General features: G+C 62.6%; 18 protein-coding genes. 5 read left to right on the plus strand and 13 right to left on the minus strand.

Annotation, left to right across the window (positions count from 1 at the left end; genetic code table 11):
- Window positions 1-78 precede the first annotated feature (78 nt).
- From OU694_RS08740 to OU694_RS08755, 4 genes are all read right to left on the minus strand, one after another.
- Complete coding sequence (locus OU694_RS08740; RefSeq protein WP_308910615.1) at window positions 79-1,020, minus strand: RodZ domain-containing protein; 942 nt, start codon at window positions 1,018-1,020, stop codon at window positions 79-81.
- A 273-nt stretch (window positions 1,021-1,293) separates the two neighbouring features.
- Complete coding sequence (gene ptsP, locus OU694_RS08745; RefSeq protein WP_308910616.1) at window positions 1,294-3,555, minus strand: phosphoenolpyruvate--protein phosphotransferase; 2,262 nt, start codon at window positions 3,553-3,555, stop codon at window positions 1,294-1,296.
- A 62-nt stretch (window positions 3,556-3,617) separates the two neighbouring features.
- Entirely contained in the window at window positions 3,618-4,661 is a 1,044-nt protein-coding gene (locus OU694_RS08750; protein WP_308910617.1) for an NAD(P)H-dependent flavin oxidoreductase, read from the minus strand.
- Window positions 4,662-4,722: 61 nt separating this feature from the next.
- A complete protein-coding gene (locus OU694_RS08755; protein WP_308910618.1) occupies window positions 4,723-5,955 on the minus strand; it encodes an aspartate kinase in 1,233 nt (410 codons plus the stop codon).
- Between the two features lie 219 nt (window positions 5,956-6,174).
- Between OU694_RS08755 and ubiG the strand changes: the two genes are divergently transcribed.
- Window positions 6,175-6,963: a bifunctional 2-polyprenyl-6-hydroxyphenol methylase/3-demethylubiquinol 3-O-methyltransferase UbiG gene (ubiG, locus tag OU694_RS08760; protein WP_308910619.1), complete on the plus strand. Its 789-nt coding sequence runs from the start codon at window positions 6,175-6,177 to the stop codon at window positions 6,961-6,963.
- Window positions 6,964-6,971: 8 nt separating this feature from the next.
- On the opposite strand, the gene OU694_RS08765 is transcribed toward ubiG, so the two are convergent.
- The 4 genes from OU694_RS08765 to OU694_RS08780 are packed head-to-tail and all read right to left on the minus strand — an operon-like array spanning window position 6,972 to window position 9,382.
- The gene (locus OU694_RS08765; RefSeq protein WP_308910620.1) at window positions 6,972-7,427 is read right to left on the minus strand and encodes a DUF1178 family protein; all 456 of its coding nucleotides are present in this window, start codon (window positions 7,425-7,427) and stop codon (window positions 6,972-6,974) included.
- Window positions 7,424-8,251 carry a carbon-nitrogen hydrolase family protein gene (locus OU694_RS08770; protein WP_308910621.1) on the minus strand — a complete coding sequence of 276 codons (828 nt, stop codon included), beginning with the start codon at window positions 8,249-8,251 and terminating at the stop codon, window positions 7,424-7,426. Before OU694_RS08770 ends, OU694_RS08765 begins: the two co-directional genes overlap by 4 nt.
- A gap of 5 nt (window positions 8,252-8,256) precedes the next feature.
- Window positions 8,257-8,520, minus strand: a complete 264-nt coding sequence (gene grxC / locus OU694_RS08775; protein WP_308910622.1) for a glutaredoxin 3 — start codon at window positions 8,518-8,520, stop codon at window positions 8,257-8,259.
- Window positions 8,521-8,572: 52 nt separating this feature from the next.
- The gene (locus tag OU694_RS08780) at window positions 8,573-9,382 is read right to left on the minus strand and encodes a double zinc ribbon domain-containing protein (protein ID WP_308910623.1); all 810 of its coding nucleotides are present in this window, start codon (window positions 9,380-9,382) and stop codon (window positions 8,573-8,575) included.
- Window positions 9,383-9,491: 109 nt separating this feature from the next.
- On the opposite strand from OU694_RS08780, the gene OU694_RS08785 reads away from it, so the two are divergent.
- Entirely contained in the window at window positions 9,492-10,373 is an 882-nt protein-coding gene (locus OU694_RS08785; RefSeq protein WP_308910624.1) for a class I SAM-dependent methyltransferase, read from the plus strand.
- Window position 10,374: 1 nt separating this feature from the next.
- On the opposite strand, the gene OU694_RS08790 is transcribed toward OU694_RS08785, so the two are convergent.
- The gene (locus OU694_RS08790; protein ID WP_308910625.1) at window positions 10,375-10,815 is read right to left on the minus strand and encodes a (deoxy)nucleoside triphosphate pyrophosphohydrolase; all 441 of its coding nucleotides are present in this window, start codon (window positions 10,813-10,815) and stop codon (window positions 10,375-10,377) included.
- Window positions 10,816-10,955: 140 nt separating this feature from the next.
- On the opposite strand from OU694_RS08790, the gene OU694_RS08795 reads away from it, so the two are divergent.
- Entirely contained in the window at window positions 10,956-11,165 is a 210-nt protein-coding gene (locus tag OU694_RS08795; protein ID WP_308910626.1) for a Flp family type IVb pilin, read from the plus strand.
- A 15-nt stretch (window positions 11,166-11,180) separates the two neighbouring features.
- Here OU694_RS08795 and OU694_RS08800 read toward each other — a convergent pair whose 3' ends face one another.
- Together OU694_RS08800 and argJ are read right to left on the minus strand one after the other, a co-directional pair.
- Window positions 11,181-11,417, minus strand: a complete 237-nt coding sequence (locus OU694_RS08800) for a hypothetical protein (RefSeq protein ID WP_308910627.1) — start codon at window positions 11,415-11,417, stop codon at window positions 11,181-11,183.
- Between the two features lie 104 nt (window positions 11,418-11,521).
- On the minus strand, window positions 11,522-12,769 hold the full coding sequence (argJ, locus tag OU694_RS08805) for a bifunctional glutamate N-acetyltransferase/amino-acid acetyltransferase ArgJ (protein ID WP_308910628.1): 1,248 nt from the start codon (window positions 12,767-12,769) through the stop codon (window positions 11,522-11,524).
- 269 nt (window positions 12,770-13,038) lie between these two features.
- Between argJ and secA the strand changes: the two genes are divergently transcribed.
- Window positions 13,039-15,717 carry a preprotein translocase subunit SecA gene (gene secA / locus OU694_RS08810; RefSeq protein WP_308910629.1) on the plus strand — a complete coding sequence of 893 codons (2,679 nt, stop codon included), beginning with the start codon at window positions 13,039-13,041 and terminating at the stop codon, window positions 15,715-15,717.
- 115 nt (window positions 15,718-15,832) lie between these two features.
- Complete coding sequence (locus OU694_RS08815; RefSeq protein WP_308910630.1) at window positions 15,833-16,372, plus strand: DsrE family protein; 540 nt, start codon at window positions 15,833-15,835, stop codon at window positions 16,370-16,372.
- A gap of 7 nt (window positions 16,373-16,379) precedes the next feature.
- Here the strand turns inward: OU694_RS08815 and OU694_RS08820 are convergent, their stop codons facing one another.
- Both OU694_RS08820 and OU694_RS08825 read right to left on the minus strand, forming a co-directional pair.
- On the minus strand, window positions 16,380-18,125 hold the full coding sequence (locus tag OU694_RS08820) for a monovalent cation:proton antiporter-2 (CPA2) family protein (protein ID WP_308910631.1): 1,746 nt from the start codon (window positions 18,123-18,125) through the stop codon (window positions 16,380-16,382).
- A 31-nt stretch (window positions 18,126-18,156) separates the two neighbouring features.
- Window positions 18,157-20,064, minus strand: coding sequence for a CocE/NonD family hydrolase (locus OU694_RS08825; protein ID WP_308910632.1), 1,908 nt, complete (start codon window positions 20,062-20,064; stop codon window positions 18,157-18,159).
- Between the last annotated feature and the right edge of the window lie 94 nt (window positions 20,065-20,158).

Here is a 20,158-nt window from a genome sequence, read left to right on the forward strand (position 1 = left end):
GGGCTCGTCACCTCGCGCCTATACATGATGAAGCACGGGCCGCAACGCAAGAAGAATCACGGAATCTTGGCGGAAAACTCAGCCCTGCGTCGCCGGAACACGGCTGGCATCAAGGCGGAGCCCGGCGATGATCTCGCCGCGTTCGCCAAGGGGGCCAAGCGCCTGGTTCTGGAAGCTGATGCTGACCCCACCGGCATTGCTGGTGGTGAGGAAGATGGCACTGCCCGATACCGCCGGCCGGAAGGTCTCGCCTTCCTTCAGCACGCCGGACCAGACTTCCGTACCGTCCGCACCTTCAAGGCGGACCCAGCTGTCTTCCGTGGCGCTGATCATCAGCGCGTTGGGCGACAGGGTCGAGGCCGGGCCTTCCGAGGCCATAGCTGCCGGGAAAATCGAGGTCGGCGGCGCGCGGCGCGCAAAGAAGGGGCGCGCATCGGCAGGTTGCTCAAGCGGTGCTGCGGTTGCCATCACCGGCGCAGACGGGCCGGGGTTGGCGGGGACGGCTTCGGTGCTGCCCGTGACCGCGCTATCCGCAGCGGCAAGGTCCGGCGAGGTTTCGGCGAGGCGCGATTTCACTTCATCAAGTTCAGCGCGCTCAATCGCTTCGCGGTCATGCTGCAGCACTTCCGCCGTCTGGTAGGTCGCAAGGCCGCTTGAAACCGTGAACCAGGCACCAAGCGCCAGGGCAAGACCTGCGGTTGAGCTGAGCCAGCGCGGCAGGGCGCTCTTCGGTGCTGCCATCTGTGGCGGGATCACGATGGGCTGTGCCACACTCAGGCCATGCTCGGCACGGAAGTCGGCGGCCATGGCGGCGCCGTCCATTCCAAGTGCCTTCGCATAACTGCGCACGAAGCCCGCCGCGAAGGTCGGCTCCGGCAAGGCGGAGATATCGTCGCGTTCAATGGCTTCGAGGAAATTGCGGCGCAGGCACAGTTCGCAGGCCATCTCGTCAAGCGAGCGGCTCCGGGCTTCACGTGCCGTTTTCAACTTTGTTCCGACGGTCATCTTTTCGTCGTTCATTTCAACTGCCTCCTGCCGCCTGCTTCGCGGCAGATTGCCCCAGTCGCCAGTTTGCACCCGTAGCGGCCGAGGTAAAAGGGCCACTTGGACCCGCCCCCATTTTATTTTTCCCGCGCTGTCGGTCGCCCGGCGTTTGCCGCCAGGTCAGGCTTTATAGGTCAGATGAACATGGGCAAGTGAAAAAGCATTTAAGAACTGCTGTCAAATAGAATCAAATTGGTGAAGGCAATTTCTTCGGAAACTGGCCTATTCAATGGAAAATACAGGATAAAATCAGATTTTGATGCCGTGGTCGCGCGCGAAGTGGATAAGAGAGTCGCGAATCGAATGATCGGTTGAATCAAGCCGCGCATCGAGGAAAACCCTCAATTCATCCAGATTGAGCGTGCGAATCATCCGTTTCACCGGCCCGATAGAGGTCGGCGAGGTCGAAATCCGCCGCAATCCGAGGCCCACGAGCGCCATGGCCTCAAGCGGACGGCCACCCATTTCACCGCAAAGCGTGACGGGCACATTCGCGGCATTGCACGAGGCGACAACGCCGCGCAGGAAGGTCAGTACCGAGGGCGCGAGAAGATCATACCGGCCAGCCAGCCGCGGGCTCGAGCGATCACAGGCGAAGAAGAACTGCATCAGGTCGTTGGTGCCAATCGACAGGAAGTCGACTTCCTTCAGAAGCGCGTCAAGCTGCCAGGCGAGCGATGGCACCTCGAGCATGCAGCCGACAAAGACCCGCGCCGGCGGCTCCTTGCCGAGCCCGTCAAGACGCTCGATCTCTTTCTGCAATATCTTCCGGCAGGCGCGGAACTCGGCAACCTCGGCGATCATCGGGAACATCACATGGAGCGTGCGCCCGGCCGCCGCGTAAAGAAGCGCCCGTAGCTGGTAGCGCAACAGCGCCGGCCGGTCGAGCGCCACCCGGATAGCGCGCCAGCCCATGGCCGGGTTCTCTTCCTCGTCGCGTGGCAGGAAGGGCACCTGCTTGTCGCCGCCGATATCAAGCGTACGGAACACCACGGGGCGTTCCCGCGCGGCATCGAGCGCAGCGGAATAGATCCGGGTCTGTTCCTCCACCTTCGGCAGGGTCGAGGCCACCATGAACTGGAACTCGGTGCGGAAAAGGCCGATGCCTTCGGCGCCCGTGGCGTCAAGGCTCGCCAGATCAGCCGTGAGGCCCGCATTCATCAAGAGCGTGACGCTGGTGCCATCCAGTGTCTCGGCCGAAAGGGTGCGTTCGGCTTCATACTCGGCAAGGAGCCGGGCCCGGTCGCGGATGGCCTGCCTGTAAGTCTCGACGACATCCTCGCCCGGCCGCACGAATACATGCTGGCTTTCGGTATCGACGACAACCAGCTCGCCGGGCTCAACATGCTCCAGCAGGCCCGACACGCGCCCGAGCACCGGCACGCCCATGGCGCGTGCCACAATGGTCATGTGGCTGGTGGCAGAGCCTTCCTCAAGCACGATGCCCTTGAGGAGACGACGGTCGTAATCCATCAGTTCGGCGGGGCCGACCGACCGGGCGATCAGGATACTATCTTCTTTCAGCTTGCGGTCGTCTTCCTCGCTCGCTCCCTGGATGATGCGAATGAGCCGCCCGGCGAGATCGTCAAAATCCGACGCTCGCTCGCGCAGGTACGGATCACGGATCTTCATCATCCGCGCACGGGTATCGAGCTGCACGCGGTTGACCGCCGCATCCGCCGTCAGGCCGGAACTAACCGCATCGCGCATCTTGTCCTGCCAGCCCTGGTCGTAGGCGAACATGCGGTAGGTCTCGAGGACCTCGCGGTGCTCGCCGCCGTGGGCAAGGTCGGGATGCTCGATCATTTCCTCAAGCTGCAACCGCATCTGCGCGATGGCATCTTCAAGGCGCACCCGTTCGGCATCGATATCGTCGGCAACCGTGCGGGTGATCTTCACCTGCGGCACATGGAAGACGGCGTTACCGAGCGCCACGCCTTCCACGAGCTTCATCCCGTCGAGCGTGACCGGGGCGCCGGTCGCCAGCGCGTCCTCGCTCAGTTCCTCGGGGTCGACAAGCTCGGTGCTGCCCACAAGCTCGGCGATCACCATGGCGATCGTCTGCAGGGCTTCCACTTCCTCGCTCTGGTAACGGCGGGGCGTGACGTTCTGGACAACCAGCACGCCCGCGACCCGGCCGGTGCGCATGATGGGCACGCCAAGGAAGCTGTGATACAGGTCCTCGCCCGTTTCAGGGCGGTACGAGAAACGCGGGTGCTGTGGAGCTTCGGAGATGTTGAGGGGCAGCGCGCGTTCGGCGACAAGGCCCACTAGGCCCTCGCCAAACTGCATCCGGGTGCGGTGAACGGCTTCCGCCTTCAGACCTTCGGTCGCAAACAGCTCCAGCACCCCGCCCGCCCGGACGAGATAGATGGAGCACACCTCCGCGACCATATTCTGGGCGATGAGGCGCACTACCTGACCAAGACGATCCTCCGCTGCCCCACCACCGGCCATAAGCCCGTGGAGGCGCCGCAAGAGCAATCGCGGCTGGCTGACTACGTCCGGCAACTCTCAGTCCCCCGGTTCGACTTCGGTCTGCCGCCGGCAGGGCGCCGGCAGCGGCTGGTAACTTATGCGGCGGGCTGCGATACGGGCGCAGCGTCGCGCGCGCCAAGGCAGCTTGCCGCCTGCTCGACGATCTCGGCAATGATTTCGGCGGTCGGCGCTTCGCGGGTCACCATGCCCACGCTTTGGCCGGCCATCACCGAACCCATTTCGACATCGCCGTCGATCACGGCACGCCGGAGCGCCCCACCCCAGTAATGTTCGATCCGGAGCTGGGCATCTTCCATGCTCACTTCCCCCGCCTGATAGGCGTTGATCACTTCGCGCTGCGTCTGCAGGAAGGCCTCGGTGGAGGCATTCTTCAGGGCGCGCACCGGGATGACCGGGAAGCGGTTGTCGATCTGGACGCTGGCAACCGCGTCACGGGCGGCGGCGCGGATGAAGGCTTTCTTGAAATTCGGGTGCGCGATACATTCGTTTGCCACCACGAAACGGGTGCCAAGCTGCGCGCCCGATGCCCCCATCTCGAGATAGGCGGCAATCGCCTCGCCGCGGCCAAGGCCACCCGCCACAAACACCGGCACATCGCGAATGACAGGCAGGATTTCCTGCGCCAGCACATTGAGCGACACGGGGCCGATATGGCCGCCCGCTTCCGAGCCCTCGATCACAATCGCGTCAGCGCCGGAGCGCACAAGCTTTTTGGCGAGCACGGCGGCCGGCGCAAAGCACATCAGCTTGGCGCCGAAATCCTTCACGGCAGCGATGGCCGCACCCGAAGGAATGCCGCCCGCCAGCACCACATGGCTGACGCCCGCCTCGCGGACGACAGCAATATGATCCATATGCTGCGGATGCAGGGTGATGAGGTTGACACCGAAAGGCTTGTCGGTCAGGGCGCGGGTCGCGGCAATTTCGGCCGCTAGCTGGTCGGGGGTCATCCCGCCGCAGGCGATAACGCCAAAGCCACCCGCGTTCGAGATCGCAGCCACCAGATGACGTTCCGACACCCAGGACATGGCCCCGCCGAGAATGGCATAGCGGGTTCCCAGAAAATCTGTCCCGCGTTTCCACAAGGCATCCAGCCGTTGCATCCCGGTTTCGGTCATATGCCCATCCTCACACTCGATTGCCTGACTGCCGGTTATTTCCGGCAGCACCGGTCAGACATCAAGCCGACGCAGCCGGTGCATCAAGTCCATATGCCGTATGAAGCGCCCTGACTGCAAGCTCGGTATATTCGGAATCGATGATTACGCTCACCTTGATCTCGGAAGTCGAGATCACCTGGATGTTGATTCCCTTCTCGGCAAGCGTGTCGAACATCTTGCGCGCGACGCCTGCGTGGCTGCGCATACCAACGCCCACAACGGACACTTTCGTGACTTCGCCGTTATACTGGATGTCCTGATACAGGAGCTGGTCCTTGTGCTCTTTCAGGATTTTCACGGCGCGCAGCAGATCGTCCTCGGGGATGGTGAAGGTCACGTCCGTGGCCTCGCCGTTATCCGATGCCGACTGCACGATCATGTCGACGTTGATATTCGCGTCAGCCAGCGGGCCGAAAAGATGGCTCACCTGACCCGGGCGGTCGTTGAGGCCGACCACGGTGACTTTCGCTTCGCCGCGCGAATAGGCGATGCCGCTGATTACTTCCTGTTCCACAATCTCATCCTCGCCAACAATCAAGGTGCCGGGCTTGTCCTCGAAGGACGACAGCACCTGGGTCCGAACCCCGTGTTTCATTGCCAGTGCCACGGACCGCGTTTGCAATACCTTGGCACCGACCGACGCCATTTCAAGCATCTCTTCATAGGAGATTTTATCAAGTTTGCGGGCGCGCGGCACGATACGCGGGTCGGTCGTGTAAACGCCGTCCACATCCGTATAGATATCGCAGCGCTCGGCCTTGATCGCCGCCGCCACTGCCACGGCCGACGTATCGCTGCCGCCACGGCCAAGCGTGGTGATGCGGCCATCGTCGCCGATGCCTTGGAAACCGGCGATCACCGCCACGCGGCCTTCCTTCAGGCAGGCTTCAAGCTTTTCGGTCGGGATGTCCTCGATCCGCGCCGAACCATGCACCGAATTCGTCTTGATCGGCACTTGCCAGCCAAGGAACGACCGGGCAGGCACGCCCAGTTCCTGCAAGCATATCGCCAGGAGGCCGCTGGTAATCTGCTCACCAGCCGCTACGACCGCGTCGTACTCGCGCGCGTCATGCAGCGGTGCGGCGTCACGGCAATAGGCAACAAGCTGGTTGGTGACGCCCGACATGGCCGACACGACGACGACCACTTCATGGCCTTCCTTCACCGCGCGCGCTACCCGGTTCGCCACGTTGCGAATCCGGTCCACATCGCCAACCGATGTGCCGCCAAACTTCTTCACTATCCTTGCCATATCGACCGTTCCAGACGTTTACCATGAGCACCCTTCAAGGCTTCGCCGGGGCGGGGACCACGAAGATCGCCAAGTCCCTTGACCCGACCCCTCAAACGGTGCGTAAAAGAGGAGCTTGCTCGGGCATCTGTTTAATGGCTGGCCGGGGGGTGCGCAAGGGATCATCAGGACCCCCTGCCGCTAATTTTTCTGCGCGGATGGGCCGAAATGAGTAAGAAAATGTCGACTGAGAACAATTCAGGGTCGAAACAAGCCACCACAGGCCGCATGGCCGAGGGCGTGACCGTGAACGAGGACGAGGTTGCCTTCTTCGCCCGCATTGCCGACCAGTGGTGGGATGAAAACGGCCCGTTCCGGCCCCTGCATCTCCTCAACCCCACGCGGCTCGCTTATATCCGCGCCGCCATCAATGCCCACACGGGCACCAGCGAGACGAGCCTGAAGCCGTTTGAAGGCATCAGGATCCTCGATATCGGCTGCGGCGGCGGGCTCCTCTCGGAGCCGCTTTGCCGCCTTGGCGCCAGCGTCACGGGGGTTGATGCCTCAGAACGCAATATCGAGGTCGCGAAAATTCATGCGACCCGCATGGGGCTCACCATCGACTACCGCAATACCACCGCCGAAGCGCTCGCCGAAGCCGGCGAGCAGTTTGATGTGGTGGTGAATATGGAAGTCGTGGAGCATGTGGCAGATGTGCCCGCCTATCTTGCTGCCTGCCGCGCGCTCGTTAAGCCCGGCGGCCTGATGCTGATGAGCACGCTCAATCGCACTGCCCGCAGCTTCATTTTTGCGATTGTCGGGGCTGAATATGTGCTGCGCTGGCTACCCATCGGCGCACATGACTGGAACAAGTTCCTCACCCCGCGTGAACTGGCTGATGCCCTGAAGACAGCTGGCTTCACGCCTGAAGCTCCTACCGGCTTTGTCTTCAACCCGCTGACCGGCAACTGGAAGCTTTCTGACCGCGACGTGGCGGTCAATTATGCAATGGGGGCTGTGGCGGCCTGAAGGCTACCTCAGGCGTCGGTGCGGCGACCGGTCGGCAACGGCAGGACCTCGATACCTTCCTCGATCAGAGCCTGCGCCTCGTCGGCGCTGGTGGCGCCGTAGATGCCGCGTTCTTCGGCTTCGCCGTAATGGATCTTTCGGGCTTCCTCGGCGAAGTTTTCGCCAACGTCCTCGCAGTTCGCCTCAACATGCTGTTTGAAGGCCGCCATCATTTCGGCGAAAGCGGCGGGTGCATGGGCCACCGGCTGCTGCTTTTCTGAAGGCGTAGCGGCGACCGGGGCTTCGGCCTTGCGGTTGCCCTTCACACCCACATTCGGCGCCATGATCGCCTTTTCAATCTGCGTGCTGTCGCACACGGGGCAGGAAACGAGACCGGAAGCGAGCTGCGTTTCATAATCACCGGACGAGCGGAACCATGCCTCGAAACGATGGGCCTGTTCGCATCTGAGATCGAAAACGATCATGGGGCTTCTATCCTGGCGACACTGAAGGTGCGTGTGTGGTCAAGCGAGGGCACTTTCTGCCGCGCCGCATCGACCTTGGCAAGATCGATATCGAAAAGCGTGACACCGGGTGCGGTGCCCGCATCCGCCACCACCTCACCCCAAGGGCTGATCACAAGGCTGTGGCCATAGGTGGCGCGGCCAGTTTCATGATCGCCTGTTTGTGCGGCCGCAATCACGAAAGCCCCGTTTTCGATAGCGCGAGCGCGGAGGAGCGCATGCCAGTGCGCCTCCCCGGTCGGCCGGGTGAAAGCCGCCGGCACCAGCAGGATGCGCGCGCCGGCACCGGCCAGCGCACGATAGAGATAGGGGAAGCGCAGGTCATAGCACACGGTCATGCCGACGAGACCGAAGGGGGTATCCACCACCACAGCCTCACTGCCTGCTTCATAAAGCGCGGATTCGCGGTAAACCTGCCCCTCGCCCAGATCGACATCGAAAAGATGGATCTTGTCATAGCGTGCCTTGATCTCGCCGTCCGGGCCGATCAGGAACGACCGGTTGGCAAGGCGGTCGTCTGCCACCTTCACCATGATCGAGCCCAGATTGAGCCAGACGCCAAGCTCGATGACCAGCGCCTGCAGGGCAGCCAGCGTCTCGTCTTCGGCCTCATACCGGGCCTTTTCCAGCACCTCGGCGCGGCGGGTTTCCATCATCAGGCTGGTTTCGGGCGTGAAAACAAACTCCGCGCCTTCCGCCGCGGCCGCGCGGATATGCGCTTCCAGCACCTCGAAATTCGGGGCAACCGTACGGCCGGATGTCAGCTGGACAAGGGCACCGCGCATGCGTGTCAACCTGCTGTCGCAAGCAGCGGATCAAGCGCGCCGCGATCATCCAGCGCATGCAGATCATCACTGCCGCCGATATGCTGGCCGTTGATAAAAATCTGCGGCACCGTGTTGCGGCCGTTTGCTTTTTCGCGCATTTCACGGCGCGCAGCAGGGTTCATATCCACACTGATTTCACGGAACGCTGCACCCTTGCGCTTCAACAGGGATTTGGCCCGGAAGCAATAGGGACAGAGATCGGAACTATAGATTACGATGTCGGCCATTGCCGTCACTCCTTTACGCTTTGCCCCATATTTAGGGGAAAAGGGTCGGAAATCAAAGGCCCGTGCTCGACAACATGATGTTGTCCGCGACGCGCCCCACCCGCGTGGGGTCGACACGGGCGAAGGTCAGAACACCAACGGATGCGGCCCCGGCACGTTTCAAGACGCCCGCGCAGGCCGAAACGGTTGCCCCGGTCGTCAGTACATCATCAACCAGAAGGACATGCCGGCCTTTCAGCGATACAGCACCATCTTCCGCCACCCTGAATGCGCCCTTCACATTGCGAAAGCGCGCCTTGCGGCCAAGCCCGCCCTGGCTTGCAGTCGCCCGCACGCGGTGCAGCACCCGCGGCATCACGGGCAGGCCTGTCAACTGCCCTAGGGCACCCGCAAGCACGTGTGACTGATTGTAACGCCGTCGAAACAATCTTTTTCCATGCAGCGGCACAGGAATGATGAGATCGACCAGGTGCTTGCCATCCCGCGTATCGAGAGCCGCCTTCATCAGCCGCGCCATCGTCATGGCACCATCGAGCCCGTCACCATGCTTCAGCGCCAGTACCATGTGCCGGGCGAGGCCATCATAGGCGCAGGCCGCCCGCGCCCAATCGAACCTCGGCTTTGCTGCGAGACATGCAGCACACAGGCTGCCGGGCAGATGCACGCCGGGAAGCGTGGCATCAAAGGGGTGACCGCAGCAGGCACAGACCGGGCCGTCGATCCGCCCGATCCTGCCCCAGCAAGAGGCGCACAGGCCGCCGTGCGCGCCGATCACCTCGCCGCACGCGGGGCAACGCGGCGGCATCAGAAGATCGGCAAGGCGGCGCAGCGCTGCCTTCGATTGTGAAATGATGCGACTCATGGATGCAGGATAACGCCGCGCCGCGACTTGTGAAGCCGCGAAGGGCTTGAGCCCGCCGCCGCCGCGCGCTAGGAAGGCCGCAACTGAACAGTAACGCCGGAGCCCCACCTTGGCAGCCACCGCAGACAGACCCGACTGGCAGGTTTTCGACCGCGCCGCCCTCGTGCGCCAGCGACAGCGTGCCGCCGCGCGGTTTGGCGAGCATGATTTCCTGCACCGGGAAGTGGGCGAACGGCTGCTGGACCGGCTGGCCGATATCAACCGCAGCTTCGAAGCGGGTGTCGACCTTGGCGGCAATCTCGCCCGGCTCGGCCTCCTGCCTGCCGCCGGCCAATGGCAGGTTTGTACCGAGGGCGTCCCGCTTAGTGACGCCCAAGCGATCGAGGCGGAAACACTGCCCGCCGAGCCCGGTTCGGCTGACCTTGTGGTATCGAACCTTTATCTCCATTCGGTGAATGACCTGCCGGGCATGCTGGCACAGGCCAGAACCGCGCTTCAGCCTGACGGGCTTTTCCTCGCCGCCCTTTTCGGCGGCCATACGCTCACCGAGCTTCGTCATGCTTTTCTGGAGGCAGAGGCGGAAATCACAGGCGGCGCCAGCCCGCGCGTTTCACCCTTTGCTGATGTGCGGGACGCCGGCGGCCTGTTGCAGCGCGCGGGCTTTGCCCTGCCGGTGGCGGACGCCGACGTGATCACCGTTGAATATGAGACCCCCCTCCGCCTGATGACCGACCTGCGCGGCATGGGCGAGGCCAATGCGCTCGCCGACCGCAGCCGCAAAACGCTGCGCCGCGATGTGTTGGCCCGGATGCTCGATATCTATATGGGCCGCCACGCCACCCCTTCGGGCCGCGTGCAGGCCACGTTCGAAATTGTCTGGCTGACCGGCTGGCACCCGCACGAAAGCCAGCAAAAGCCGCTCCGGCGCGGCAGCGGCAGCATGCCGCTCGGCGACGCGCTCAAAGCCGCGATGGACAAGCCGAAAAGCTAGATCAGATAAAATCCCGCAGCATCGCGACAAGCGGCAGGTCGGCAGGTGGCATCGGATAGTCCCCCATATCAAGGGGACGCACCCATTTCACGCGCTGGCCTTCCTGCGGCACAATGAGCCCGTCCCATTTGCGGCACAGGTAAAGCGGCATCAGCAGGTGGAATTTCTCATAAGAATGCGAGGCGAAGGCGAAGGGAGAAAGGCACGAGGCCGACACATCGATCCCCAGCTCTTCCCTGGCTTCGCGGATGAGGGCGGCTTCCGGTATTTCGCCGGGTTCCACTTTGCCGCCCGGGAATTCCCACAGCCCCGCCATTGATTTGCCAGCCGGCCGTTCGGCAATCAGCACCCGGCCTTCAATATCGACGAGCGCAATGGCGGCGACAAGAACGGTCGGGAGGGCCGCATCAAGGCGGACAAAACTGTCAGGGCATTCATCCATGAGCCGAGGCTTAGAGGCAGTTTGAGGCAAATTCAAGCTTTAAGCACTTGTTAAGCCATGGCGCCCAGTCTCGGTCTATTGTGAAGGCAGGCGCCTTGCCCCATACTGGCAGTCGGGTCAGGGCTCAGGAGAGGTGAAACATGATGAACGCTTTGGCAGGAAAGCGATTCTTCCGGCAACTGTGGGACGATTACACGGGCGCCACCGCAATCGAATACGGACTTATCGCGGCGCTCATCGCGCTGGTCCTGTTGTTGTCGACCGGTTCGCTCGGCGAAACCATGGTTCTGATGTTCGAGAACCTTTTGGGTGCGGCTGAAACCGGGAAAGAGGCAGCAGCCGGCGAATAAGTCCGGGCTGGTCGCTCAGGCCACCGCCCCGTGACCATAATCCTTGGGTGCGGGCTTGGTGCTTGCGCGGTCGTCGTCCTCCATCAGGCGGGCGGCAACGATGCGCCGGGCATGGTCAACCTCGGCCTGCATGAATTTCAGTTCGGCAAGTTTTTCCGGTCCGTCGGCTTCAAAGCGCTGCAACGCATCGGCAAGGGCAGCTTCAAGATCGTTCAGAAACTTAAGCTGCAGTTCAAGATTCACGGTTGGCATCACTCAATCTCCACATCGACATTACCTGTCGTGGGCACCCCTGCCCGTGGAGACTCATTCAAATGCCATGCCAACCGTGAAGCGCTGGCCGGACACCGCCAGCGTCAGCTGCGGTAATCGCCGTTGATGCGGATATATTCGTAGGTAAGGTCGCAGGTCCAGACGGTCGCCTTGCCGGTGCCGATGCCCCCCACATCCACTCGCAGATCGATATATTGGCCCTTCATGTGGGCACTTGTTTCCTCTTCCGAGTAGCGCGGATGCACAGCCCCCTTGTGGGCCACAAGCTGGCCGCCGATCCAGATCATCAGCTTGTCGCGGTCGGCTTTCTCGCCCGCCTTGCCGACAGCTGCAACGATGCGGCCCCAGTTGGCGTCCTCGCCGGCGATGGCGGTTTTCACGAGCGGGCTGTTGGCGACCGAAAGGCCGATCTTGCGGGCTGCCGCATCATCCTCGGCACCTTCAATGGTGATGGTCACAAACTTGGTGGCGCCCTCGCCGTCCTTCACAATCTGCTGGGCAAGGTCGACGGCAATCTCCTCGAACTTCGCCCGGAAGTCCTCAAGGCGCGGATCGGCGGGGTCGCTGATCGTATCGCTGTTCGCATGCACCCCGGTCGCGAAGGCCAGCACACAGTCGTTCGTCGAGGTATCCCCGTCCACCGTGATGCTGTTGAAGCTGCGGTCAGTGACTTCCGACAGGATCGATTGCAGGCAGCCGGGCGAGACGTTGGCGTTCGTGAAAATGAAGCCAAGCATCGTCGCCATGTCAGGCGCGATCATGCCCGAGCCTTTCGTGAAGCCCGAAATGACGACCGGCTTGCCGTCCACCTCGGCCACGCGGCTGGCGCCTTTCGGAAAGGTGTCGGTCGTCATGATCGCCGACGCTGCCTCTTTCCAGAGCCCGGCGGAAAGGCCGTCCTTCATGCGCTCCATCGCCTTGCGGAAGGGCGCGGTGTTCAGCGGTACGCCGATCACGCCGGTGGAGGCCACCATCACTTCATTGATGTCGCAGCCGATCACCTCACTGGCGTCGGTCGCGATATCGTGGGTCGCCTTGGCGCCCTTTTCGCCGGTGAAGGCGTTGGCGTTGCCGGCGTTGCACACCACCACGCGGGCCTTGCCGCCCGTCGCGTCGAGCGCTGCCTTGCACCAGTCAACCGGAGCCGCCGGCGCTTTCGAGCGGGTGAAGACCCCGGCCGCACTCGTCCCCTCGGCCAGCACCGCCATCATGATATCCGGGCGGCTCTTGTATCGGAGGCCCGCGGCATAGGCCCCGAGTTCGACCCCCGGAACGGGCGTGATATGCGGAAACTGTGCGGGTGCGAGCGGCGAAAGCTTGAGCGTGGCCATAGGACGATCCTGTATCAAAGGGAACCCGGCAGCATGACAGGCCGGGCGCGGACAAGACCTGTATCATGGCGCGAACGTCGCTTTCCGGCAAGGGGCGAGCCGTTTGCAGCCCCCATTTCTTTTGGCCTAGGCCCGGGGCGCAGGTTGACACATGCCCGTGCGGCGCTTATCTCATGCAAAACCATATCAACTGCCGCTTTCCGCCGGTGTCAGCTTCTGTTCAGAGAGCCCACGGCGCACGCCGCAAGTCAGGGCCGGGGACAAACATCATGCTGGGCAAACTTGCCAAACGCCTTTTCGGGTCGTCGAACGACCGATATCTGAAAAAACTTGAACCCAAGGTCGCCGCGATCAATGCGCTCGAGGCGGATTTCGTCGCCCTTTCGGACGATGCCCTGAAGGGCAAGACCGCCGAGTTCCGCGCCCGCCTTGAAAAAGGTGAAAGCCTGGACAGCCTCCTGCCCGAAGCCTTCGCGACGGTCCGCGAAGCAGCAAAGCGCACCCTTGGCCAGCGCCACTATGATGTGCAGCTGATCGGCGGCATGGTGCTGCATGACCGCTCCATCGCCGAAATGCGCACGGGTGAAGGCAAGACGCTTGTGGCCACGCTCGCCGCTTACCTCAATGCGCTGCCTGGCAAGGGCGTGCATGTGGTGACCGTGAACGACTATCTCGCCAGCCGCGACGCCGGATGGATGAGCCGCGTTTATGGCTTCCTCGGCCTCACCACCGGCGTGATCGTGCCGGGGTTGACCGACGCGGAGCGCCGCGCGGCCTATGCCTGCGATATCACCTACGCCACCAATAACGAGTTGGGCTTCGATTACCTGCGCGACAATATGAAATTCCGCCGCGAGGAAATGGTGCAGCGCGAGTTCGCTTTCGCCATCGTCGACGAGGTGGACAGTATCCTTGTCGACGAAGCGCGCACGCCGCTCATCATCTCTGGCCCCACCGAAGACAAGTCCGAGCTTTATGTGACGATCGACAAGGTGATCGCCGAGCTTGGCGAGGCCGACTATGAAAAAGACGAAAAGTCGCGCACCGTCAGCCTGAATGACGAGGGCACCGAGCGGGTCGAGGCACTGCTGCGCGAACAGGGCATCCTGAAGTCCGAAGACCTTTATGACTATGAGAATACGGCGATCGTCCACCATGTGGACCAGGCCCTCAAGGCGCGCATGATGTTCGAGCGCGACAAGGACTATATCGTCAAGGGCGGCAAGGTCATCATCATCGATGAATTCACCGGCCGCATGATGGAAGGCCGCCGCTATTCGGGCGGGCTTCACCAGGCGCTCGAAGCCAAGGAAAATGTGGCGATCCAGCCGGAAAACCAGACGCTGGCCTCCATCACCTTCCAGAACTATTTCCGCATGTATCCGAAGCTTTCGGGCATGACCGGCACAGCAGCGACCGAAGCGGAAGAGTTCGGCCAGATCTACGGCCTCGGCGTGATCGAGATCCCGACGAACGTGCCCGTGGCGCGCAAGGACGAGCACGACGAGTTTTACCGGACGGCGGACGAGAAATATGCCGCCATCGTCGAGGACATCAAGGAAGCGCAGGCCAAAGGCCAGCCGGTGCTTGTCGGCACCGTGTCGATCGAGAAGTCGGAGCATCTCTCCGAAATCTTCACGAAGAACAAGATCAAGCACCAGGTGCTAAACGCCCGCTACCACGAGCAGGAAGCCTATATCGTGGCACAGGCCGGCCGCCTTGGCGCCATCACCATTGCCACCAACATGGCGGGCCGCGGTACCGACATCCAGCTTGGCGGCAATGCCGACATGCGGATCGCCGAAGAAACGCAGGGCGTGGAAGACGAAGCTGAAATCGCGAAAATCACCGAGCGCGTGAAGGCTGAAGTTGCCGAAGAGCGGCGCAAGGTTCTTGAAGCCGGCGGCCTCTATGTGATGGGCACCGAGCGCCACGAAAGCCGCCGCATCGACAACCAGCTGCGTGGCCGTTCAGGCCGTCAGGGCGACCCCGGCCGCTCGAAATTCTATCTCTCGCTCGCCGATGACCTGATGCGCATCTTCGGCCCCGAGCGGATGGACAAGATGCTCGTCACCCTCGGAATCGAGGAGGGCGAGGCGATCATCCACCCGTGGATCAACAAGGCCATCGAAAAAGCACAGACGAAGGTCGAGGCCCGGAACTACGACATCCGGAAAAACCTCGTGCGTTTCGACGACGTGATGAATGACCAGCGCCGCGTGATCTATGAGCAGCGCCGCGACATCATGGACGCCGACGATGTGGCAGAGCTCGTGAAGGGCATGCGCGCCGATGTGGTCCACCATCTGGTGGAAACCCATATCCCGCCGAAATCCTACCCCGAGCAATGGAACCTCGCCGGACTGCAGGAAGACGTGCTGAAGTATCTTGGCCTTGAGCTGCCGGTTGTTGCCTGGGGCGACGAAAACGGCGTCGACGATGCCACCATCATTGAGCGCATCGCCGATGAAGCCGACCGCTTCATGGCTGCCAAGGCCGCCAATTACGGCTCCGACCTCTGGCGCCATGTCGAGAAAAGCCTGCTCCTGCAGGTCGTCGATCAGGAATGGAAGGACCACCTGGCCAATCTCGATCACCTGCGGCAGGGCGTGGGCCTCAGGGCCTACGGCCAGCGCGACCCGCTCAATGAATACAAGACCGAAGCCTTCGGCCTGTTTGAGAGCATGCTGTTCCATACCCGCGAGAGCATCACGCAGCTTCTGGCCCGCGTCGAACTGGCCCCGCAGCCGTCGGCCGAGCCCGCTGCCCCGCTCGCCCCGCCACGCCCCGCCGCGATTGTAGAACAGCATATCGACCCGGTGACGGGCGAGAACGAGATGGCCCGTGTCGATCCGAACGATCCGACCACATGGCGCGATCTCAACCGCAATTCGCCCTGCCCCTGTGGTTCGGGCAAGAAATACAAGCATTGCCACGGCGCGCTCTGACCCGCCCGACAATCGAATACGAAAAGGCCTGCCATCCGGCGGGCCTTTTTATTTCTCCGCGCGGCCGGGGTCGTGCATGCTAGGCTCCTGCCGTTTGCAGCTACAAGGAACCGCCATGAAGCATACCCTTTTTGCCCTGACCGCCATGATCGCCGTCGCCGCACCCGCGAGCGCCATTGAAGGCTTCAAGGCAGGCCCCGTGATCCCGGACTTCGGCCCGATTGCTGACAATCTGAAACCCGACGTGGCGGTACCGGGGGATCAGGACTATCGCGTTTCCTTCGATATCGCGGACGCAGCCACCCCCGGCGAGAAAAGCCGACAGATCGAGACGCTCGCCCGTTTCATCAACATGATGGTCGATGCCGGCGTGCCGAAAGAACGGCTGCATGTGGCCGCAGTGTTCCACGGCGGCGCCACGCTCGATGTCGCGAACGAGGATTTCTACAAGGCGAACAAGCAGGCGGCGAACGGCAATGCCGCTCTTATCGCCGCGCTCGTCGCGGCGGGTGCCGAGATTTATGTCTGCGGACAAAGCGCCACGCGCTACGGCGTCTCGAACGCTGACCTGCTGCCAGGGGTGAAGATGGCCCTTTCGGCCATCACCGCACATGCGATGCTCGCCAATCAGGGCTTCCGTACCAATCCCTTCTGACGCCGGATCAGGCCGGGGCCTCGCTTTTGGGCGGGGCCGTTCCTGAAAGATCGGTCTGGCAGTGGGCATTGAGGTCCGCATAGCCGAGCGCGCGAAGATCAGCCGCACTTGCCTGTGCCTCCGCCTCCGGGATGCCAAGGGATAGCGCCACACCGACGCCGAGCTGCAGGCTGCCCTCGAACGCTTCGGGCACCGCCCGCGCGGCGCCAAGGTCCAGCAGGTGCGACGCCGCCGTCAGGCTGTGGGCGCGTATATGGACCGGCAGGCCGGGGTTGCACATGCGGGCGTTCATGAGCGTCGCCTCGGCCGTTTCGGGGCTATCAAGCGTGATGACAAGCGCAGCCGCCTTGCCGGCCCCCACCGACACCAGCACCTCGCGCCGGCGTGCGTCGCCAAGGAAGACGTTCGCGCCCTCGGCCCGCGCCGCCGAAACATTGGCCTGATTGCCGTCGATGGCAATCCAGGGCACGCTGTGCCGGTCCAGAAGCCGGGCAACGGTGCGCCCCACACGCCCGAAGCCGGCAATCAGCACCGGCGGCGTGGCGGGACATTCTTCTTCCGTCATCACCGGGGTCGGCAGCTCACGGTCAAAGCGTTTCATCAACCGGTCGACAAGCGGCACCACGAACGGCGTGATGACGAGCGTGATGACGATCACCGAATTGAGCGTGGCCTGCATATCGCCCGCGAGCACTGCCTGCGAGACCGCGACGGCAAAGAGCACGAAGCCGAACTCGCCTGCGCCGGAAAGAAGCGTCGCCGCCCGCGCCGCATCCGGCCAGTCGAGCCCGGCGGCGAACCGCCCGACACCAGTCATGATGACGGCCTTCACCAGCATCAGCGCGACGGCCGCCCCGAACACCAGAAGCGCGTTATCCAGAAGATGTTGCAGATCGAGGCCCATACCCACCGTCATGAAGAAAAGGCCGAGGAGCAACCCGCGATAGGGCTGGATATCGCCTTCCACCTGATGGCGAAACTCGCTTTCGGCCAGCATGATCCCGGCAAGGAAGGCACCCATCGCCATCGACAGCCCGGCGATTTCCATGAGCCACGCATAGCCGACGACAATGAGAATCGCCGTTGCCGAAAACATCTCGGCCGAACGGCGGTTGGCAACCATCCGGAGGATGGGCCCCAGCAGATAGCGGCCTGAAAGGAGGGTAACGCCAAGGATCGCGACCGTTTGGGCAAAGGCCAGAAGGAATGATGTGAAAGTGCCGCTTGTCTTGCCTTCCAGCATCGGCAGGAGGGCCAGAAGCGGCACCACGGCCAGATCCTGCAACAGGAGGACGGCAAAGGCCGTGCGGCCGCGCTGGCTGTTAAGCTCGCCCCGTTCCGTCATGATCTGCAGGCCGAAGGCGGTGGACGACAGCGCGAGGCCCGACCCCGCCACCACCGAAATAGGCACCGACAGTCCGAAGAAGGCATGAAGCCCCCAGGCCAGCACGATGGTGGTGATCAGGAACTGCGCCCCGCCAACCCCGAAGACCATGCGCCGCATCACATAAAGGCGCCGTGGCTTCATCTCGATCCCGATGATGAACAGCAGAAAGATCACGCCGAACTCGGCCACGCCCGCCACCCGCGCAGGATCGGGGATCACCTTCAGCACCGACGGGCCGATCAGGAACCCGGCAAGCAGGTAGCCGATCACGGTGCCAAGCCCGAGGCGCATCATCAGCGCCCCGCAGGCAACCGCCGCCCCGAGGATTGCCACGAGTTCAAAAACCCCGGTCGAATGATGCTCCATACAATGCGCCCCTGTAGTCGGCCCTCGGGCCTCAGTCCTTCACAACCGGCAGCCACACGGCGCTGGCTTCCTTGCCCCCCGTCGCCACGCTTTGCGTTGCTGCCTTATAGTCCCCTGCTTTCGCGTTGAAAATGTTCGGCACGAAGGTTTGAGGGTTGCGATCATACAGCGGGAACAGCGTCGATTGTACCTGCACCATGATGCGGTGACCGGGCTGGAACACATGGTTCACGTTCGGCAGTTCGAACCTGTAGTTTTCCACCTTGCCCGGCGTCAGGGCTGCGGGCTTGTCGAAGCCATGGACATAGCGTCCCCGGAAAATCTCGATCCCCACTCCCATCTGGTAACCCGCCATCTTCGGGACCGCCGAAAACTCCTCGGGCGACACATCGATGAGCTTGACGACCCAGTCGCTGTCGGTGCCGCTGGTTGCCGCAAAAAGATCGACCTTCGGCGCACCCGCGATATGAACGGCCTCACCCAAGGGTTCGGTCACATAGGTCAGCACGTCGGGGCGACCGTCCACAAAGCGCTGGTCGGCCACGAGCCAGGGCTTCCACTGGTCCGCGTCACCCATGTCAATCGGGCGCGGGATGAACGGCACGGGCTTCGCGGGGTCCGAGACATATTCATCCCGGCCTGCCGCCTTCGGCTTTTCAAAGCCGAGCCCGCCACCGGCCTGCAGATAAAGCGGCGTTTCGCTGCCGCGCGGCCAAGCGTCGCTCACTTCCCAGCGGTTGGCGCCGGTGGCGTAGGTCAACACCGGTGGGGTTTTAACCTTCGGCGCGCCGTCTTTCAGGTAACGATCGAGGAAGGGTTTCATATAGTCCCGGCGGAATTCGAGCCCGGTGTCGCCCTTGAAATCAAGCGCACCGAGGGTGCGGGCTTCATAGTTCACGCCGCTGTGTCGCCACGGGCCGATGACCAGCGAGACCATGTCGTTCTTCTTGTCCTGCGGTTCCAGCGCCTTGTAAACGGCGGGTGCGCCGTAGCTGTCTTCCTGGTCCCACTGGCCGACAACCAGCATCGTCGGCACGGTCAGCTTGCGCTCACCGAGGATCTTGTCCACCGCCTGCAGTTTCCAGAAGTCGTCATACGCCGGATGGTTCATCATCTTTTGGGTCTGGCCGAAGGCATCAAGGCCAAAGCGCCGGGCAAAATCACCCGCCGAACCGGACTTGAGGAACAGTTCATATTCATCCCCCGTGCCCTGCGGTACCGGGCCACTGCCCTTGCGCGCCATCTGGCCGGTGAAATAGCCGAAGGAATTGAGGCGGAAGGCGCCGTTATGGAACCAGTCGTCACCGATCCAGCCATCCACCATCGGGCTTTGCGGTACAGCCGCCTTCAGCGCCGGGTGCGGGTTCACAAGCGCCATCAGCGTGGTGAAGCCGAGGTAAGACGAGCCGGTGATGCCTACCTTGCCGTTTGTCTCGGCCACATTCTTCACCAGCCAGTCGATGGTGTCATAGGCGTCGGTCGAATGGTCGATCCCGGTATTGTTCAGCGGCCCCGTGAGCGGCCGGTTCATAACATAATCGCCTTCGGACTTATAAAGCCCGCGTACATCCTGATAGACGCGGATATAGCCGTCATTCACGAACTCGGCGTCCATCACCGTCAGGATTTCCTCGATCTTCTGGCTGGCATTCCGCCATGTCGCCTTCGAGGCGTTATAGGGCGTGCGGCTGAGCAGGATCGGCGCCCCCTCGGTGCCCTTGCGCATCACCACGACGGTGAAAAGCTTCACCCCGTCGCGCATCGGGATCATCACCTCGCGCCGGATATAATCGGCCTCTGCGCGGACGGGGTCGTAAACCTCCACCGTGTCCGGCGTCATCGCTTCCTGCATGAGTGCCGCCGCGTCGTCTGCGCGCACACTGCCGATGGCTGACAGGACGGCTATCAATGCGATGGGCCCGGTGATCTTCTTGTGCATCTGTTATCCCCCTGCTGTCTGATTGCCGTCAGACTGTCACGCCACCCTGTCCGGGGTCAACCGGCGACGATGAATGCCATATGAACACCCCCCT

The sequence above is a fragment of the Pseudokordiimonas caeni genome, from assembly GCF_026719705.1.
Classification (GTDB): Bacteria; Pseudomonadota; Alphaproteobacteria; order Sphingomonadales; family Kordiimonadaceae; genus Gimibacter; species Gimibacter caeni.

Excerpts from the sequence above, each read along its gene's own strand:
- OU694_RS08815 (WP_308910630.1), top strand. The coding sequence starts at position 15,833 with ATGAAGCATACCCTTTTTGCCCTGACCGCCATGATCGCCGTCGCCGCA.
- grxC (WP_308910622.1), bottom strand. The coding sequence starts at position 8,520 with ATGGCCGACATCGTAATCTATAGTTCCGATCTCTGTCCCTATTGCTTC.
- OU694_RS08770 (WP_308910621.1), bottom strand. The coding sequence starts at position 8,251 with ATGCGCGGTGCCCTTGTCCAGCTGACATCCGGCCGTACGGTTGCCCCG.
- secA (WP_308910629.1), top strand. The coding sequence starts at position 13,039 with ATGCTGGGCAAACTTGCCAAACGCCTTTTCGGGTCGTCGAACGACCGA.
- ubiG (WP_308910619.1), top strand. The coding sequence starts at position 6,175 with ATGTCGACTGAGAACAATTCAGGGTCGAAACAAGCCACCACAGGCCGC.
- OU694_RS08740 (WP_308910615.1), bottom strand. The coding sequence starts at position 1,020 with ATGAACGACGAAAAGATGACCGTCGGAACAAAGTTGAAAACGGCACGT.
- OU694_RS08800 (WP_308910627.1), bottom strand. The coding sequence starts at position 11,417 with ATGCCAACCGTGAATCTTGAACTGCAGCTTAAGTTTCTGAACGATCTT.
- OU694_RS08790 (WP_308910625.1), bottom strand. The coding sequence starts at position 10,815 with ATGGATGAATGCCCTGACAGTTTTGTCCGCCTTGATGCGGCCCTCCCG.
- OU694_RS08755 (WP_308910618.1), bottom strand. The coding sequence starts at position 5,955 with ATGGCAAGGATAGTGAAGAAGTTTGGCGGCACATCGGTTGGCGATGTG.
- OU694_RS08825 (WP_308910632.1), bottom strand. The coding sequence starts at position 20,064 with ATGCACAAGAAGATCACCGGGCCCATCGCATTGATAGCCGTCCTGTCA.
- OU694_RS08780 (WP_308910623.1), bottom strand. The coding sequence starts at position 9,382 with ATGAGTCGCATCATTTCACAATCGAAGGCAGCGCTGCGCCGCCTTGCC.
- argJ (WP_308910628.1), bottom strand. The coding sequence starts at position 12,769 with ATGGCCACGCTCAAGCTTTCGCCGCTCGCACCCGCACAGTTTCCGCAT.
- OU694_RS08750 (WP_308910617.1), bottom strand. The coding sequence starts at position 4,661 with ATGACCGAAACCGGGATGCAACGGCTGGATGCCTTGTGGAAACGCGGG.
- OU694_RS08820 (WP_308910631.1), bottom strand. The coding sequence starts at position 18,125 with ATGGAGCATCATTCGACCGGGGTTTTTGAACTCGTGGCAATCCTCGGG.
- OU694_RS08795 (WP_308910626.1), top strand. The coding sequence starts at position 10,956 with ATGATGAACGCTTTGGCAGGAAAGCGATTCTTCCGGCAACTGTGGGAC.
- OU694_RS08765 (WP_308910620.1), bottom strand. The coding sequence starts at position 7,427 with ATGATCGTTTTCGATCTCAGATGCGAACAGGCCCATCGTTTCGAGGCA.